This window comes from Sphingopyxis granuli, from assembly GCF_001559015.1.
Classification (GTDB): Bacteria; Pseudomonadota; Alphaproteobacteria; order Sphingomonadales; family Sphingomonadaceae; genus Sphingopyxis; species Sphingopyxis granuli.
The window spans coordinates 244437-259840 of the sequence record NZ_CP012199.1 but is presented as its reverse complement, the minus strand read 5'-3'; the positions used below and the strand labels follow the sequence as shown (position 1 = coordinate 259840).

General features: G+C 67.2%; 11 protein-coding genes. 7 read left to right on the top strand and 4 right to left on the bottom strand.

The genetic code is table 11. From position 1 onward, the window contains the following. Positions 1-26: 26 nt before the first annotated feature. Positions 27-2354, bottom strand: coding sequence for a TonB-dependent receptor (locus SGRAN_RS01200; RefSeq protein ID WP_067179987.1), 2328 nt, complete (start codon positions 2352-2354; stop codon positions 27-29). Positions 2355-2553: 199 nt separating this feature from the next. Between SGRAN_RS01200 and SGRAN_RS01195 the strand changes: the two genes are divergently transcribed. Further along, complete coding sequence (locus tag SGRAN_RS01195) at positions 2554-3219, top strand: TetR/AcrR family transcriptional regulator (RefSeq protein ID WP_067179984.1); 666 nt, start codon at positions 2554-2556, stop codon at positions 3217-3219. Between the two features lie 385 nt (positions 3220-3604). Here SGRAN_RS01195 and SGRAN_RS01190 read toward each other — a convergent pair whose 3' ends face one another. After that, a complete protein-coding gene (locus tag SGRAN_RS01190) occupies positions 3605-4840 on the bottom strand; it encodes an acyl-CoA dehydrogenase family protein (RefSeq protein WP_148650772.1) in 1236 nt (411 codons plus the stop codon). A 95-nt stretch (positions 4841-4935) separates the two neighbouring features. Between SGRAN_RS01190 and SGRAN_RS21430 the strand changes: the two genes are divergently transcribed. The 4 genes from SGRAN_RS21430 (at position 4936) to SGRAN_RS01170 (ending at position 9404) form a co-directional block, all read left to right on the top strand. Further along, on the top strand, positions 4936-5913 hold the full coding sequence (locus SGRAN_RS21430) for a flavin reductase (RefSeq protein ID WP_082737032.1): 978 nt from the start codon (positions 4936-4938) through the stop codon (positions 5911-5913). Positions 5914-6033: 120 nt separating this feature from the next. Continuing rightward, positions 6034-7545 (top strand): AMP-binding protein, encoded by a 1512-nt coding sequence (locus tag SGRAN_RS01180; RefSeq protein WP_067179978.1) that lies wholly within the window; start codon positions 6034-6036, stop codon positions 7543-7545. Between the two features lie 28 nt (positions 7546-7573). Further along, positions 7574-8815, top strand: coding sequence for a cytochrome P450 (locus SGRAN_RS01175; protein WP_067179975.1), 1242 nt, complete (start codon positions 7574-7576; stop codon positions 8813-8815). A gap of 118 nt (positions 8816-8933) precedes the next feature. After that, the gene (locus tag SGRAN_RS01170; protein WP_067109418.1) at positions 8934-9404 is read left to right on the top strand and encodes a MarR family winged helix-turn-helix transcriptional regulator; all 471 of its coding nucleotides are present in this window, start codon (positions 8934-8936) and stop codon (positions 9402-9404) included. On the opposite strand, the gene SGRAN_RS01165 is transcribed toward SGRAN_RS01170, so the two are convergent. Next, positions 9395-10198: an enoyl-CoA hydratase/isomerase family protein gene (locus SGRAN_RS01165; protein WP_067186778.1), complete on the bottom strand. Its 804-nt coding sequence runs from the start codon at positions 10196-10198 to the stop codon at positions 9395-9397. The two genes, SGRAN_RS01170 and SGRAN_RS01165, sit on opposite strands and share 10 nt — an antisense overlap. Positions 10199-10223: 25 nt before the next feature. Continuing rightward, positions 10224-11612 carry a sulfatase-like hydrolase/transferase gene (locus SGRAN_RS01160; protein ID WP_148650771.1) on the bottom strand — a complete coding sequence of 463 codons (1389 nt, stop codon included), beginning with the start codon at positions 11610-11612 and terminating at the stop codon, positions 10224-10226. A gap of 316 nt (positions 11613-11928) precedes the next feature. On the opposite strand from SGRAN_RS01160, the gene SGRAN_RS01155 reads away from it, so the two are divergent. Together SGRAN_RS01155 and SGRAN_RS01150 are read left to right on the top strand one after the other, a co-directional pair. Continuing rightward, complete coding sequence (locus tag SGRAN_RS01155) at positions 11929-14103, top strand: TonB-dependent receptor (protein ID WP_172709597.1); 2175 nt, start codon at positions 11929-11931, stop codon at positions 14101-14103. Positions 14104-14119: 16 nt separating this feature from the next. After that, positions 14120-15400, top strand: coding sequence for a cytochrome P450 (locus SGRAN_RS01150; RefSeq protein ID WP_148650770.1), 1281 nt, complete (start codon positions 14120-14122; stop codon positions 15398-15400). The last annotated feature ends 4 nt before the right edge of the window (positions 15401-15404 follow it).

Genomic DNA, 15404 nt, shown 5'->3' with positions numbered 1-15404 from the left:
TTCCCCCTTTTTGACGGTGCGGCGGGTCAGAACTTGACCGTGCCGGTGACGAAGACCTGCCGCGGGTTGCCGTAGAAGGCGGTCAGCACGCCCTCGTCGCCCAGCGTCGAGACGCCGGCGGCGTTCTGATAATTATAGCCCGAGGTGATATAGCGCTTGTCGGTCAGATTCTTGCCGTGCAGCCCGATCGAATAATCGCCGCCGTCGGCGGTCCAGACGAGGCTCGCGTCCCACAGCACATAGCCGGGCTGGTCGAGCGCCGGGATCGGCACCTCGAACTGATGCGTCTTGCTGCGATAGGTGAGGCCGGTCGAGGCATCGACTATGCCGCCCATCGCGGGAATGCCCGCCGCGAGCGAGCCCATCGCCGTCCATTTGGGTGTGTTCTGGAACGTGCGCTGGTTGGCGACATCGTCGCCGGTGGGGCCGATGAAGCGCTTGTACTTGGCGTCGATATAGCCGAATCCGCCGTTGAAGCGGAAGGTCGAGCCGGCACCCGCGAAATCGCGCGCGAGGATGGCGTTCGCCTCGGCCTCGATGCCCTGAAGCCGCGCCTTCGCGGCATTGGTGGTGATGCCGCAGAAGGTCTGTACCCCGCCGACGGTGCAGCCAACCGAGCCGGGAATCTGCACATCCTTATAGTCCATGTAGAATCCGGCAAGGCTGAGCGTCAGGCGGCGGTCGAGCAGCGAACCCTTGTAGCCGATTTCGTAGCTGTCGACCTTTTCGGGATCGAAGGCGAGGAAGTTGTAGATATCCTCATAGGTGCGGCCCGCCGAAGGATTGCTGATCGGCGCCGACGTGCCCGATCCGCGCGGGTCGAAGCCGCCGCCCTTGAAGCCCTTCGAATAGGAGGCGTAGATCATGTTGTCGGCGTCGGGCTTGAAGCTCAGCGAAGCGCGCGGGGTGAATTCCTTGAACGTGCGCTCGCCCCGGAAATCGGTCGCGACCGCGATCGCGATCGGGTCGAGCGTGCCGCCGAATTCGGGCGACAGGCCGGTGATCCGGTTCGCCTTGTAGATGAAGGCATTGCGCTTGTCGTTCGTATAGCGGCCGCCGACCGACAGGCTGAGCTGGTCGGTGAAGTCGATGGTGGCGTCGCCGAACACCGACCAGGTGTTCGTCCGCACGTCGCCCGCCGTGTAGCCGTTGAGGCCGGGAAGCCCATAGAGGCGGTCGCCGGACAGCCCCAGCAGCACGTCGAACGAGGTCGCCGCCTTGGCATCGAGATAATAGAAGCCGACGAGGCCGTGCAGCCGGTCGCCCTCATAGAGAAGCTGGAATTCCTGGCTGAGCTGCTCGTTGCGATAGACGGCGGGCACGTCGACGTCGACCGACGGCAGCGCGTCGAAGTCGATCGGCGTGAAGCTGGTGTCCTTGCGCCACGCGCTGATCGACCGCAGCGTCACCGTGTCGCTGAGTTCGGCCGAGACGTTCATCGCGAGGCCATAGGCCTTGACGTCCTGCCTGGGGTCGTTGAGCCCGGCGCGCGTGTCGTAGACATTGTCGAGCACCGGCGCGCCCGAGACGAGCCCGGGGATCAGGCGGTGGCCGTTGCGCGGATCGGACTTGTCGCGCGTGTAGTCGCCCGAGATGCGGATGAGCACCGGCGCGCCGTTGCCGCCCATTTCGACCGTCGCGCGGCCGGCCCAGACGTCCTTGTTGTAGTTTTCCAGCCCCTTGATGTTCAGATTGTCGCCGAAGCCGCCGCGCGACAGGCGCGCGACCGAGCCGCCGACGCGGACGATGTCGCTGATCGGCGCGCTTGCGGTGACGACGAGGTCGGCCTGCTTGTAGGTGCCCAGCGTGCCGCGGATGCGCAGTTCGGGCGAATCGGGGTTGAGCGCGCGCGTCACATATTTGACGGCGCCGCCGATCGTGTTGCGGCCATAGAGCGTGCCCTGCGGACCGCGCAGCACCTCGATCCGCTCGACGTCATAGATGTCGAGAACCGCACCCTGCGGCCGGTTCAGATAGACGTCGTCGAGATAGATGCCGATGCCCGCCTCGAACCCCGGCACCGGGTCCTGCTGGCCGACGCCGCGGATGAAGGCGGTGAGCGTCGAATTGGTGCCGCGCGAATTTTCGAGCGTCGTGTTGGGCGCCATGTTGGCGACGTCGGTGATGTCGATCGCCCCGGCCTTGGACAGCGTGTCCGCCGACAGCGCGGTGACGGCGATCGGCACGTCGATCAGCCGTTCGTCGCGGCGGCGCGCGGTGACGATGATTTCGGCGCTGTCGTCGTTGCTCGCGCCTTCGTCCTGCTGCGCGAAGGCGGCGGGGGTGAAGGCGAGCAGCGACAGCGCGCTGGTCGCGCAGATAGCAGTGCGGAGGCGGCGGGCGAACGGACGCATGTGACTCTCCCATGGACGGACGGCCCCTTGCCGTCCGTTTGATTTTTCGGGGCTGGCGCTTGCCAAGCCGCGAGCTACCCAATAATGAAAGTTGAACCGGGTTTCAACTTTGAACTTCGGTCCCGGTTTTTTTGCTTGTCAGCGATGCATAAAAGCCACGATGCAGAAAGGCCGGAGAATGGGGAGATGGAAGGCAGTCATGGATCGGGCGCAGACGGCGGGAGCCGAAGCCGGCAATCCGGATAACCCGGGCAATCCGGGCAATCCGGGCAATCCGGATAAGGCGCCGCGCACCGAGCGCGGCCGGCGCACGCTGCGCAAGCTGCTCGACGCCGCGGCGGTCGAGTTCGGCGAGCGCGGTTTCCACGACGCGTCGATCAGCGGCATCACCCGCCGCGCGGGAACCGCGCTCGGCAGCTTCTACACCTATTTCGATTCGAAGGAGGAGATCTTCCAGGCGCTCGTCCGTTACATGAGCGAGCAATTGCGCGATCATGTCACGCCGATCGTCCAGGCCGCCCCCGACGAGATCGCCGCCGAGCGCATCGGCCTCGAATCCTTCCTCGGCTTCGTGCGCGAGCATCGGGAAATCTATCGCATCATCGACGAAGCGGAATTCGTCGATTACGCCAGTTACCGCCGCCACTATGAAACGACGGTCGAGCGTATCCGCCAGCGGCTGGCGAGCGGCGCGGCGCGCGGCGAGATCCGCGCCGACGCCGGCGAGGTCGCCGCCTGGGCGATCGCCGGCATGAACGTCTTCCTCGGCATGCGCTATGGCCTGTGGGACGCCGACGCCGATATCGAGGCGGTCGCGCGGACCGCGAACGACCTGCTGGCGAACGGGCTGGCGAAGCGCGATTGACGCGCCGGCGCGGTCCGCGCGCGGCGCATCCTTTAAGGCCTGTGGGGATTCGGCGTTCGGCACGCTGCCTCATCGGTTCGTCATGCTGAACTTGTTTCAGCATCCATGGCCGGACCTTCCCTTTTGCGCCGCCTTTCAGACGAGGGCGGACCATGGACCCCCCATCGGGCCCGGGGCAGGCTCTGAAACAGGTTGGCACATATGCCCTTCAGGCAAGTCAGAAACTGTTCCCCGGCGAAAGCCGGGGTCCAGACGACACAGCGCTGCCCCACATGGACCCCGGCTTTCGCCGGGGAACGGTGACTTGTCGAAAAGGGATCATTGCCGGACAAGGTCAGGGTGACGGAAAAGAGAAACCGTGCCGAAATCCGAATCCCCACGGGTCTTAAAGCAGGAGCGAGTTCGGCGGCAGTCCGACGAGCGCGCGGCCATGCAGTTCGGTCGCGACGTCGAGGTCATAGACGATGTGGCTCTGCATGACCTGCACGTCGCGCAGCAGCCGCTGCATCGGGTTGTCGAGCGCATGGACGCTCGATCCCACCGCCTCGCAGCACGTCCGGACCGCCTCGACGCATTGCTGGACCGCGATGGCGATTTCGGCGCGAAGGCGGATGCGCTCGGTCGTCTGTTCGGGCTCGTCGATCTCGCCGATCGCCAGATTCTCCTTCGCGGCCCAGCGGATCGTGCGCTCGGCGGATCGCGCCAGCAGGTCGGCGCGCGCGAGGCGCATCTGCGCCGCGGGCTTTTCGACGCTGGCGTTGCCGCTGCCCATCTTGACATGGTTCTTCAGCCGCTCGCCGCACAGCGCGATCGCCTGCCGCGCGGCGCCGAGCGCCGGGATCGACGCGGTCACGCACAGATTGGGCAGCATCGGCGACCCGTAAAGGCCGGGGCCGTAGAGCGCGCGGCCGTTGCCGCGCCCCGAACGGACCGGCTGCACCGCGAACTGATAGCCGGCGGGGACGAAGACGTCCTCGGCGACGATGTCGTTGCTTCCCGTCGCCGCCATGCCCGCCATGTGCCACGTGTCGATCACGCGCACCTGATCGGCGGGAAGCAGCATCATGCGCACGATCGGCGGCGCGCCTTCCCGCGCCTCCAGCGCGTTGAGCAGCACCCAGTCGGCGTGCATCACCACCGTGCCCCATTTCCAGCGGCCGGACAGGCGATAGCCGCCCTCGACCGGGGTCGCCGTTCCCGGCGGTGCGGCGACGCTGGGGGCGATGACATAGGGGGTCCTGCCCCACACCTCGGCCTGCGTCGCTTCGGGCAGCTGCGCGATCAGCCAGTTATGCTCGGCGGCGAAGCAGGCGGTCCAGCCGGTCGAGGGACAGGCCTCGGCGATCGGCAGCGTCGCGCTGATATAGGTGTCGGGGTCGAACTCCAGCCCGCCGAAACGCCGCGGCACGTAAAGATAGAAATAGCCGCTGCGGCGCAGTGCATTCCATACCTCGTCGTCGGGGCGCCGCTGGCGCTCGGCCGAGGCCGCGCGCTCGGCGACCAGCGGCTTCAGCGCGCGCGTGCGCTCGATCAGTCCCTCGGGGGTGATCGCGTCCAGCTCCTCGCGGCTCAGATAATCGTCGCCCGCCGGAATGCGGCGATCGGCCAGGGGTTCGGTCATCATCCTCTCCTTCCAATTCCGGAGCGAGTCATAGTCACGCGCGCTATAATGTCAACTTAGTTGACTAATATTATAGGGGATGGCAAGGGAGCGCGATGGAAAAGCCGCAAACCGCTCAGGAGATCGCCGCCGCGCTGCGCCTTGCGCTGCGCGGGCTGGTGCGTCCCGTCGCGGTGCTCACCGCCGAGCATCGCGGCGTGCGCCATGCCATGGCCGCCACCGCTTTCTGCGAGGTGAGCATGGATCCGCCGTCGATGCTGGTGTGCATCAACCGGTCCAATGCCACCTATACCGCAGTGGCCGAAGGAACCGAGATCGGCCTCAGCCTGCTGTCGGAGGAGCAGGAAGAGGTGTCGCGCCGCTGCGGCGGCGGCGCGGCGGGCGAGGACAAGTTCGCGGTCGGCGAATGGCTGCTCGAGGCGGGCAAGCCGCCGCGGCTCGCCGACGGCTGCGCGGCGATGGTCTTGCGCATCGCCCAATGCGTCGACCACGGCACGCATGTCGTGGTGATCGGCGAGATCGTCGATATCGCCCACGGTGCGGCCCCGGCGCCGCTGGCCTTTCACGACGGCGCCTATTTCTTCCCGCTGACGCAGGCCGCGCTCAACCTGGTTGCGCAATCGCGCAAAACAGGCGAAGCGGACGGGATGAACGATGGTTATCTGATGATGGATCTGATGCGCGCCTTCTACTGGTTCGATGAAGGGCTGCAGTCGGCGCTCAAGGCGCGCGGCTGGCAGAGCATCTCGCGATCGCAATCGTTCACGCTCGCCAATATCGCGCTCGGCATCCACCGGCCGTCCGACATCGCGCGCAACCTCGGCATCTCGCGCCAGGCGGTGAGCAAGATGCTCCAGGAAATGGGCGAACAGGGGCTGATCACCGTCGAACCGGACCCCGACGACAAGCGGGCCTCGCTCGTCGGTTTCAGCGAAAAGTCCGCGCAACTGCGCGCCGACGCGCTCGAGATTCTCATGCAGCTCGAACGCACGATCGGCGAGCGCATCGGCGCCCGCGCACTGAAGGCGCTGCGCGCCGCGCTCGGCCAGGATTGGGGCGCGCTGCCCGCCTAGCGCCGGTCTCCAGCCAATATCCTGCTTGCCGGTCGCGCGCGCCTGCTGCGCCGCGCCGTCATTGACACGTCGCGCCGTCCCGATAATATTGTCAATTAAATTGACAAGAGGAATCATGGGATGAGGGTGAGCAACGCGCTCGTCCGGGCCGCGCGGGCGGCGCCGGACAGGATCGCCGCAATCGAGGGGGAGCGCGCGTTGACGTGGCGCGAGATCGCCGATCGCGTGGCGCGCATCGCCGCCGTCCTCGCCGATGCGGGAATTGGTCCCGAGCGGCGCGTCGCCGTCCTCGCGCACAACGGCATCGCCTATTTCGAGGCCTGGTACGCGGTGCCGTGGTGCGGCGGCGTCCTCGTGCCGCTCAACACGCGGCTCGCCGTCGCCGAACTCGATTTCCAGCTCCGCGATGCGCAGGTGGGCCTTCTGCTTCACGATGCGGCGTTCGCGGGCGCGGCGGCGGAACTGCGCGCACGCGGCGCGGTCGCGCGCACCCTTTCGCTCGATGCGGAGTTGCCGGCGCTCGCCGCGGCGGCGGAGCCGCGCGCCGAACATGACGGCGCGGGCGAACTCGCCGGCATCTTCTACACCGGCGGCACGACCGGGCTGCCGAAGGGCGTGATGCTCAGCCACGGCAATCTGACCGCGATGGCGATGAACCTTCTCGCGCATATCGATTTCGCCCCGGGCGACGTGCTCTTCCACGCCGCGCCGATGTTCCACCTCGCCGACATCGGCACGCTGTTCGGCACCATGGCCGCCGGCACCCATGTCTTTCGCCCCGCCTTCGATTGCGGGGCGATGCTCGCCGATTTCGCGCGCTTCGGCGTCACCCACTGCTTCACCGTCCCGGTGATGATCGAGCGGCTGACCCGCGAAGCCGCCGACCGCGGGCTCGACCTGTCGCAGCTGCGCTACCTCGGCTATGGCGGGTCGCCGATGGCGGCCGCCTCGCTCGAAAGGGCGCGGCGCCAGTTTCCGGGGATTCGCTTCGTCCAGGGCTATGGCCAGACGGAATTCCCGGCCGCGACCTTCCTGTCGCCCGCGGATCACGCCGCCGACGCCGACCCCGCGCTGCTACGCTCGTGCGGCCGGCCCTGCGTGGGGTACGACATCCGCATCCTCGACCCGCAGGGCCGCGAATGCGCGCCGGGCGAGGTGGGCGAGATCGTCGGGCGCGGCGACAATGTGATGATGGGCTATCTCGGCCGGCCGGAGGAAACCGCCGAAGTGCTGCGCGACGGCTGGCTGCACACGCGCGATGCGGGCTATCGCAATGCCGACGGCTATCTCTTCATCACCGACCGGCTGAAGGACATGATCGTCTCGGGCGCCGAGAATGTCTATTCGATCGAGGTCGAAAATGCGCTGTCCTATCACCCGGCGGTCATCGAAAGCGCGGTCATCGGTCTGCCCGACCCCGACTGGGGAGAGCGCGTCCACGCGATCCTGGTGGTGGCCGAAGGCGCCGAACCCCCGTCCGGAGCCGATCTCGACAGCATCTGCCGCGAACGGATCGCCGGCTACAAGATTCCGAAAAGCTATGAATTCCTTGCCGAACCGCTTCCGCGGTCCGCAGCCGGCAAGGTGCTGAAGCGGGCGCTCCGCGATGCGCGGGTCGGCGATGCGCCATGACCACGACCACGGAAAGGATAAGCGACCCATGCTCGACACACGGACGAGGCCGTTCGATCTTACCCGGTCCGAAACCTTCCGCGACGGTCATCCCTTTGCCGTCTATGACGCGATCCGGGCGGCGGAGCCGGTCTATCGCAATCCCGGCGACGGCCGATCGCCGCCGATCTGGGTCCTGACGCGGCACCGGGACGTCGAGGCCGTTTCGCGCGACACCGCGAATTTCACCTCGACCCAGGGTTTCCGGGTCTTCGAGCAGGGCGGTGTCGCGGCCTTGAAACCGCACATCCGCGAAGCGATCACCAGCACGCTGCTGACCATGGATCCGCCCGACCACACGCGGATCCGCCGGCCGATGCAGGCGCATTTCCTGCCGTCGGCGCTGCACCGGCTCGAAGCCCGGATCGACAGCTTCGTTCGCGACATGGTGGCGGCGCTGCCCGCCAACGCCGAGATCGAATTCGTCACGCGGGTGGCGGCGGTGGTCCCCATTCGCACGCTGTGCCTGCTGCTCGACATTCCCGAGGCCGACCGGGCGCGCGTCTTCGACTGGACGAACCGGCTGGTCGGCACCTCCGACCCCGAATATGGCGCGAGCGCCGAGGATTCGAACGCCGTGTTCGAGGAGGTCTTCGATTATGGCACCCGGCTTCTCGAACGCCGTTCGGCCGAGCCCGGCGACGACCTGCTGAGCGTGGTGGCGCAGATGTTCGGCGGCGAAGAGGCAGGGATGCGGAACGTCCGGCGCGGGATGTTCACCCTGCTGCTGGCAGCGGGCAACGAAACGACGCGCAATTCGCTGTCGGGCAGCATCGTCGCGCTGAGCGCCGCGCCCGACCAGCGGCGGATGCTCGCCGAAAATCCCGATCTGATCGCACGGGCGATCCCCGAGCTGCTGCGCTTCGTCACCCCGGTCATCCAGATGATGCGCGTCGCTCGGTCGGACGTCGAGGTGGGCGGGCAACCGATCGCGGCGGGCGACCGCGTCGCCATGCTCTATGGCGCGGCCAATCGCGACCCCGAAATATTCGACGATCCGCACCGGCTCGACATCGCGCGGCCGAACGCGGCGCGCCACCTGTCGTTCGGAATCGGCATCCACCATTGCCTCGGCGCGCGGATCGCGGCGCTGCAGCTGAATGCGATCCTGCGCGCGCTGCTGGGCCGGTTCCCTGAAATCGGCGCGGTGCGGGACCCGGCCTATCTTCAGAGCAATTTCGTGTGCGGGATCAAGCATCTCGCCGTTCATCTGGGCCCCGAGCGGCGCTGAAGGGGGCACCGGCTTCCGCGGCGTCGCGGTAGCCCGCCCCGCGTCTCGTCAAGCGACTTAACCTTTCGGCGGCTGCCGTGTATCGCCGGGCCGGGCCGGGCGGCAGGGGACTTGCGTCGTGATCGAAACCGAATTTCTGTTCGTATCCCTGATGGAGGGGTTCGAATGGTTCGACGAAAGCCTGCAGCGCAGCCTGAAGGCGGCGGGCATTCCGCAACTGTCGCGAACCGAATCGATGATCATGATCCACGTCCAGATGAACATCGTGCGCCCCGCCGAAATCGCGCGCAACCTGCGCCTGACGCGGCAGGCGGTCCACCTGACCATCGGATCGCTCGTCAAGCGCGGCGTTTTCGAGCTGCGCCCCGATCCCGGCGACAAGCGGGTCAAGATCGTCGCGCTCACCGAAAAGGGACGCTGGATGCGCAAGAATGCGAACCGCATCGTGCGCGAAGTGACCGACGTCCTGGCCTATCGCATCGGCCAGCAGCAGATCGATGCGCTGCGCAGCGCCTTCCGCCAGCCGTGGGGCGACCCCGTCACGCTCGATTCGAAGCCCGACCCCGAAGCGCCGCGCGATCAGGGCTGATCGAAGCGCGGCGCCCGCTTTTCGAGGAAGGCGGCCCGGCCTTCGCGAAAGGCGGGCTCGTTCCCCAGCAACAGCTGGTTGCGGTCCTCCATCGCGAGTGCCGCCTCGAAACTCGGCGCGTCGAGGCTGTGGTTGAAGCATTGCTTCGTCATCCGCAGCGCCTCCGGCGCGGTCGCGCGCATCGCGGCGAGATAGGCTTCGGCGGTCGATTCCAGCGCCTCGGGCGCGACGACGTCGGACAGCAGGCCCAGCGTCAGCGCGCGGTCGGCGGACAGGTCGCGCCCGGTGAACAGGATCGAAGCGGCGGGGGAGGCGCCGATCAGCCGCGGCAGCAGATAGCTCGCCCCGACGTCGCAGCCTCCGAGACCGACCTTGATGAAGGCGGCGTTCATTCGCGTGTCGGGGGTCGCGATGCGGATGTCGGCGGCGAGCGCGAGGACGAAGCCGCCGCCGGCCGCCGCGCCGTGCATCAGCGCGAGGATCGGCTGCGGGCAGCGGCGCATCGCCAGCATGATGTCGCGGATGTCGCGCTGGACATCCATCGCCTCGGCGAGCCCGCCCTCGGCGAAGCGTCGCGCCTGGTCGCTCGCCAGGTCGAGCCCCGCGCAGAAAGCCCGGCCGGCGCCGCGCAGCACGACGATGCGGCAGTCGCGGCGGCGATAGAGCCGCTCGAAATAGTCGCGCAGTTCGGCCGTCAGCCGGTCGTCGAGCGCGTTGAGCCGCCCGGGCCGATTGAGCGTCACCCATTCGACGTCGCCGCGCCGCTCGATCAGCAGGGGTGCATCCTTGGTCATGCCCATATCCTGTCGGCCGGTCCGCTCAATAGCCGGCGAGATGGCCGTTGCCGCGCAGTTCGTAGCTGAAGGTCGAATCGAGATAGGGCAGCATCTGCTTGTCCCACGCCGCGAACTCGGCCTTGAGCGCGTCGAAGACGTCGGGGCGGACCGTCCGGAGGTTGGCGACCTCGCGCGGGTCGGCGGCGACGTCGAACAGGAACTCGTGCCCGCTCATCGCCAGATATTTCATCGCGCCGCGCATCGCCGCGCGCTGGTCCTGCGCCTTATGGCGCCAGAAGAGCAGGCGGTCGGGCCCGGCGCTTCCGGCGGCCAGATCGGGCAGCAGGTCGCGCCCTTCGAGCCCGAGCCCGGCAGGCGCCTCCGCCCCGGCGGCGGCGAGCAGGGTCGGCACCCAGTCCATGGTGATGTTGGTCAGCGCACTGCGGGTGCCGGCGGGGACGTGGCCCGGCCAGCGGAGGATCGCCGGGACGCGGATGCCCCCTTCGAGCAATTCGCCCTTCATGCCGCGGAACGGCCAGACCTTCGAGAAGCGCTCGCCGCCGTTGTCGCTGGTGAAGACGACGATCGTGTTGCCGGCCTGTCCGCTCGCCTCGATCGCCTCGAGAATGCGGCCGACGCCGTCGTCGAGGCTCTTGACCATCGCCGCATAGACCGCGTTGCTGCCGCCGTCATAATGGAAGGAATCGCGGATCGTCTTCGCGACCGCCTCGTCCTCGGGCCCCTCCCACGGCCAGTGCGGCGCGGTATAATGGACGCTGAGCAGGAAGGGCTGCTTCGCCTGCGACAGCCGCGCCATCTCGTCGACGCTGCGCGCGGTGATCAGGTCGGTCAGATAGCCCTGGCGATGAATCTCGGTCTCATCCTCCCACAGGTCGTGGATGAATTTGCCGCGGATCGTCATGCCGTGCTGGAAATAGTCGGCGCCGCCCTGATAGATGCCGAAGAAGCGGTCGTAGCCGCTCTTGAGCGGGCCATATTGCGGCAGGCCGCCGAGGTGCCACTTGCCGACCAGCGAGGTCGCATAGCCCGCGCGCTTCAGCAGGCTGGGCAGGGTGGCGACCGACGGCGGCAGGCCGAGGTCGGGATGCACCCCCAGCGGCTCGTCGAGCCCGCCCGGCAGACGATATTGATAGCGCCCGGTCATCAGCGCGAGGCGCGTCGGCGAACAGACGCTCGAATTGGAATAGGCCCGGTCGAGCGCGATCCCGCCCGCGGCGAGGCGATCGAGATGCGGCGTCTGGAAATCCTCGCGTCCGAAGCAGCCGAGATCGGCAACGCCCAGATCGTCGGCGAGGATGAAGACGATGTTGGGCGCATTGCGCCGGGGGGATCGCGCGAAACCGGTCGCGCTCGCCATGCCGGCGACGACCGATGCCGCGCCTGCCTTCACCATGTTGCGCCGCGACCACATAAGACCTCCTCTTCCCGTTGATCCCCGTGTCTTTCCGGCTCCGATCGCCGCACGGGATAACGTAAAAAACTTTCACATACGTCATGGCGATCCGATTGATATATCTCGCCAAATATGTCGGATTTCCGGCGTTTATGCCGCTCGTCCAACGTGCGGACCACTGTAAAAAATGTCAAGCTACTTTACAATACTTAGACTTCAATCTAAGCTTCTCGCACAGGAATGCCAGAGGGGTCCGCCCCCGGGCAGTCGTGCAACGAAGGGGCGGCCCGATCGAAGGAGCCGGTTCCGAAAAGGGAGATGAGGGATGCAGGGAGTGACTGTCCGCACGGTTCGTCGTCGTGCTCTTCTGATTGCTTCGGTCGGCTCGGTCGCGCTCGGCGCGCCCGCGTTCGCGCAGCAGGCTGCCCCCGGAGCGGCGAGCAGCGACAATGTCATCGTCGTCACCGCGCAGAAGCGCGAGCAGGACATCCAGGACGTGCCGATCTCGATGTCAGTCGTCGGCGGCGAACAGCTCGCCGACATGGGCATCAAGGATTTCAACGAGCTCGATCGCTACGTCCCCAACCTCTATGTCCAGACGACGCCCGGCAACAATGCCTTCTACATTCGCGGCATCGGCTCGCAGCCCGGGAACCTCGCCTTCGAACAGACCGTCGGCCTGTTCGTCGACGGCATCTACGGCGGCCACGCGCGCCAGTTCCAGGCCCCCTTCCTCGACGTCGAGCGGATCGAGGTGCTGCGCGGACCGCAGGGCGCGCTGGTCGGCAAGAACACCAGCGCCGGCGCGATCAGCGTCGTCAGCGCGAAGCCGACGCGCGATTTCCGCGGCCAGATCGACGCCAGCTATGAATTCGAGCTGGGCGGCGGGCGGCTGTTCGGCATGGTGTCCGGCCCGGTGTCCGACCTCGTCAGCGTTCGCCTCGCCGGCCAGTATGAAAAGTCCGACGGCTATGTCCGGAACCTGATCCAGGGCGGCAACGAGACCAAGCGCGAGGCCTGGTTCGGCCGCGCCTCGGTGCTGCTCGATTCGGGCGGGCCGGTCGATGTGCTGGTCAAGGTCGAGGGCGGCAAGGTCGACCTGACCGGCAATCCCGTCGAACGCTTCCTGACCCCCAACGACCCCGACCTCGAACGCTCGACGAGCGGCTTCCCGGGCTTCGTCGACAAGGATTACGACAACACGAAGAATTTCAACGCCTCGGCGACAGCCAATATCGAGATCGGCGACCATGTGCTGACCTCGATCACCGGCTATTCCGCCTACAGCTTCGAGAAGCGGCTCGACGCCGACTTCGGTCCCAGCCCCAGCTTCGCCTCGTCCTTCGGCGAGAATTTCGACCAGCTGTCGCAGGAAATCCGGCTCGCGTCGCCGACGAACGGCGCGCTCGAATATATCGTCGGCGGCTATTTCCATGTGAACGACTACGACCTGTTCCAGACCACGCTGATCGCGTTTGGCCCGTTCGACGGCCGCGCCGACCGCGTCTTCCGGCAGGAGAATGTCGTATGGTCGGGCTTCGGCAGCGCGACCTGGCACATCGGCGACACGCTGCGGCTGATCGGCAGCCTGCGCTACACCTATGACCGCAAGATCGCGGATCAGACGCGCGCGAACACCGGCGCCGTGCAGCCGACCTGGCTCGCCACGCCGCTGTCGGGCAAGCGGATCGAGCGCGAATGGGATCCGTCGGCCGCGATCCAGTGGGACGTCGGTTCCGATGCGATGCTCTATCTCTCCTATGGCCAGGGGTCGAAGGCGGGCGGCTTCATCGGCGCGCAGTCGACGACGACCGCGGCGCAGTTCGAGATCGAGCCCGAAAGCGCCGAAACGATCGAGGCGGGTGCCAAGGTGGCGCTGTTCGACCGCCGGCTGCGCTTCAACATCTCGGCCTATCGCACCATCTTCAAGAATCTCCAGGTCAGTTCGTTCGACGCGGTCTCGACCGCCTTCATCACGACCAATGCGGGCAAGGCGCGCAGCCAGGGCTTCGAAAGCGATTTCATCCTCGACGTGGCCGACGGCGTCTCGCTCACCGGCTCGCTCGCCTATCTCGATTCGACCTATCTCGACTTCCTCGGCGCGCCCTGTCCGTTCGACAATCCGACCTGCGTCCCGGCGAACAACAACGCCGCGGGCCGCCCGTTACCGCGCGCGCCGAAATGGAGCGGAACGCTGTTCGCCGATATCGCGCTGCCCGTCAGCGGCGCGATCGACTTCATCGCCAACGGCGGCATGACCTTCCGCAGCAACACCTATCTCGAGGAAAGCTACAACCCCGACGCGGTCCAGCGCAGCTTCGCCAAGCTCGACCTGCGCCTCGGCGTCCGCTCGTCGGACAAGGCGTGGGAACTGGCGCTGGTCGGAAAGAATCTGACCAACAAGCTGACCGGCTCGCACGCCTTCAACACGCCGCTGGCGGCGGGGATCATTTCCAAGTTCATCAATCCGCCGCGGACGATCGCCGTCCAGGCGAAACTCAACTTCTGACGCGGCGGGGGTGGACGTGACGGTCGCGGCGGCTCCATCGCCGGCTCCTTCGGCAGACGCGGCGGCGGGGGCGACCGGGCGCTTCGACCTGGTCGATCCAGACTGCTTCCGCGCCGGCCACCCGCATGCCGCCTATGATGCGTTGCGGCGGCAGGGGCCCGTCGTGCCGGTCGAAGGCGCCGACGGCGAGCGGCTGTGGCTCGCCACCGATCACGAGGCGATCCGGGCGATCAGCGCCGACAGCGCGCATTTCAGCACCGCGCGCGGCTTTCGCGTCCACACCGCGCACCGCGCGTCGATGGACCCGGAAATCGGCAAGGTGCTCAGCCGCTTCATGCTGTCGATGGACGAGCCGGAGCATGCGCCGTTCCGCCGGCTCGTCACGCCCTTCTTCATGCCGTCGGGCATCGCCGCGGTCGAACCGCTCGTGCGGCAGGGCGTCGACCGGCTGATGGCCGGGCTCGCCGGCCGCGACCGGGTGGAGTTCGTCGAAGAGATCGGCGCGCGGGTGCCGATCAGCACGATCTGTGCGATCATCGGCGTGCCGCCCGAGGACGAATGGCGCGTCTTCGAATTCACCAACGCGGTCTTCGGCACCGACGATCCTGAACTCGCGCCGTCGAAGGCGGTGGCGAACGAGCGCTACCTCGCCATCTTCGACTATGGCTGGTCGCTGCTCGAAAGCCGCCGCCGCGAACCGCGCGACGATGTGATCAGCTGCATCGCGCACGCGACGCTGCCCGACGGACGGCCGCTCAGCCGCACCGAGCAGGTCAGCTATTTCTCCAACCTGATCGCCGCGGGCAACGAGACGACGCGCAGTTCGCTGTCGGGCGCGATCTGGCTGCTCGCGAACCATCCCGACCAGCGGTGCGCGCTGGTCGACGACCCGGCGCTGATCCCGCGCGCGGTGCAGGAGATCCTGCGCCGCTTCAGTCCCGTCATCCACATGGCGCGGACCGCGACGCAGGACGTCGAGGTCGGACCGGCGCAGGTCGTGGCGGGCGAGCGCGTCGCGATGCTCTATGGCGCGGCCAATCACGATCCCGCGCTGTTCGCCGATCCCTATGCGCTCGACGTCGGCCGCGCCAACGCCAACCGGCACATCGCCTTCGGCTATGGCATCCACCACTGCCTCGGCTCGCGGCTTGCGATGCTCCAGCTCGCGCTGATCCTCGAGGCATTGCTGCGCCGCTTTCCCCGCTACGAGGTCGTGTCGGACCCCGCCTATATCCGTTCCAATTTCGTCCTCGCCATGAAGCGGCTGGACATATCGCTGTCGCCGGGCGGCCGCTGACGGC

Bases quoted from the DNA above. Each gene is read 5' to 3' on its own strand.
- SGRAN_RS01195 (WP_067179984.1), top strand. From the start codon at position 2,554: ATGGATCGGGCGCAGACGGCGGGAGCCGAAGCCGGCAATCCGGATAAC.
- SGRAN_RS01200 (WP_067179987.1), bottom strand. From the start codon at position 2,354: ATGCGTCCGTTCGCCCGCCGCCTCCGCACTGCTATCTGCGCGACCAGC.
- SGRAN_RS01175 (WP_067179975.1), top strand. From the start codon at position 7,574: ATGCTCGACACACGGACGAGGCCGTTCGATCTTACCCGGTCCGAAACC.
- SGRAN_RS21430 (WP_082737032.1), top strand. From the start codon at position 4,936: ATGGAAAAGCCGCAAACCGCTCAGGAGATCGCCGCCGCGCTGCGCCTT.
- SGRAN_RS01190 (WP_148650772.1), bottom strand. From the start codon at position 4,840: ATGACCGAACCCCTGGCCGATCGCCGCATTCCGGCGGGCGACGATTAT.
- SGRAN_RS01160 (WP_148650771.1), bottom strand. From the start codon at position 11,612: ATGTGGTCGCGGCGCAACATGGTGAAGGCAGGCGCGGCATCGGTCGTC.
- SGRAN_RS01165 (WP_067186778.1), bottom strand. From the start codon at position 10,198: ATGACCAAGGATGCACCCCTGCTGATCGAGCGGCGCGGCGACGTCGAA.
- SGRAN_RS01180 (WP_067179978.1), top strand. From the start codon at position 6,034: ATGAGGGTGAGCAACGCGCTCGTCCGGGCCGCGCGGGCGGCGCCGGAC.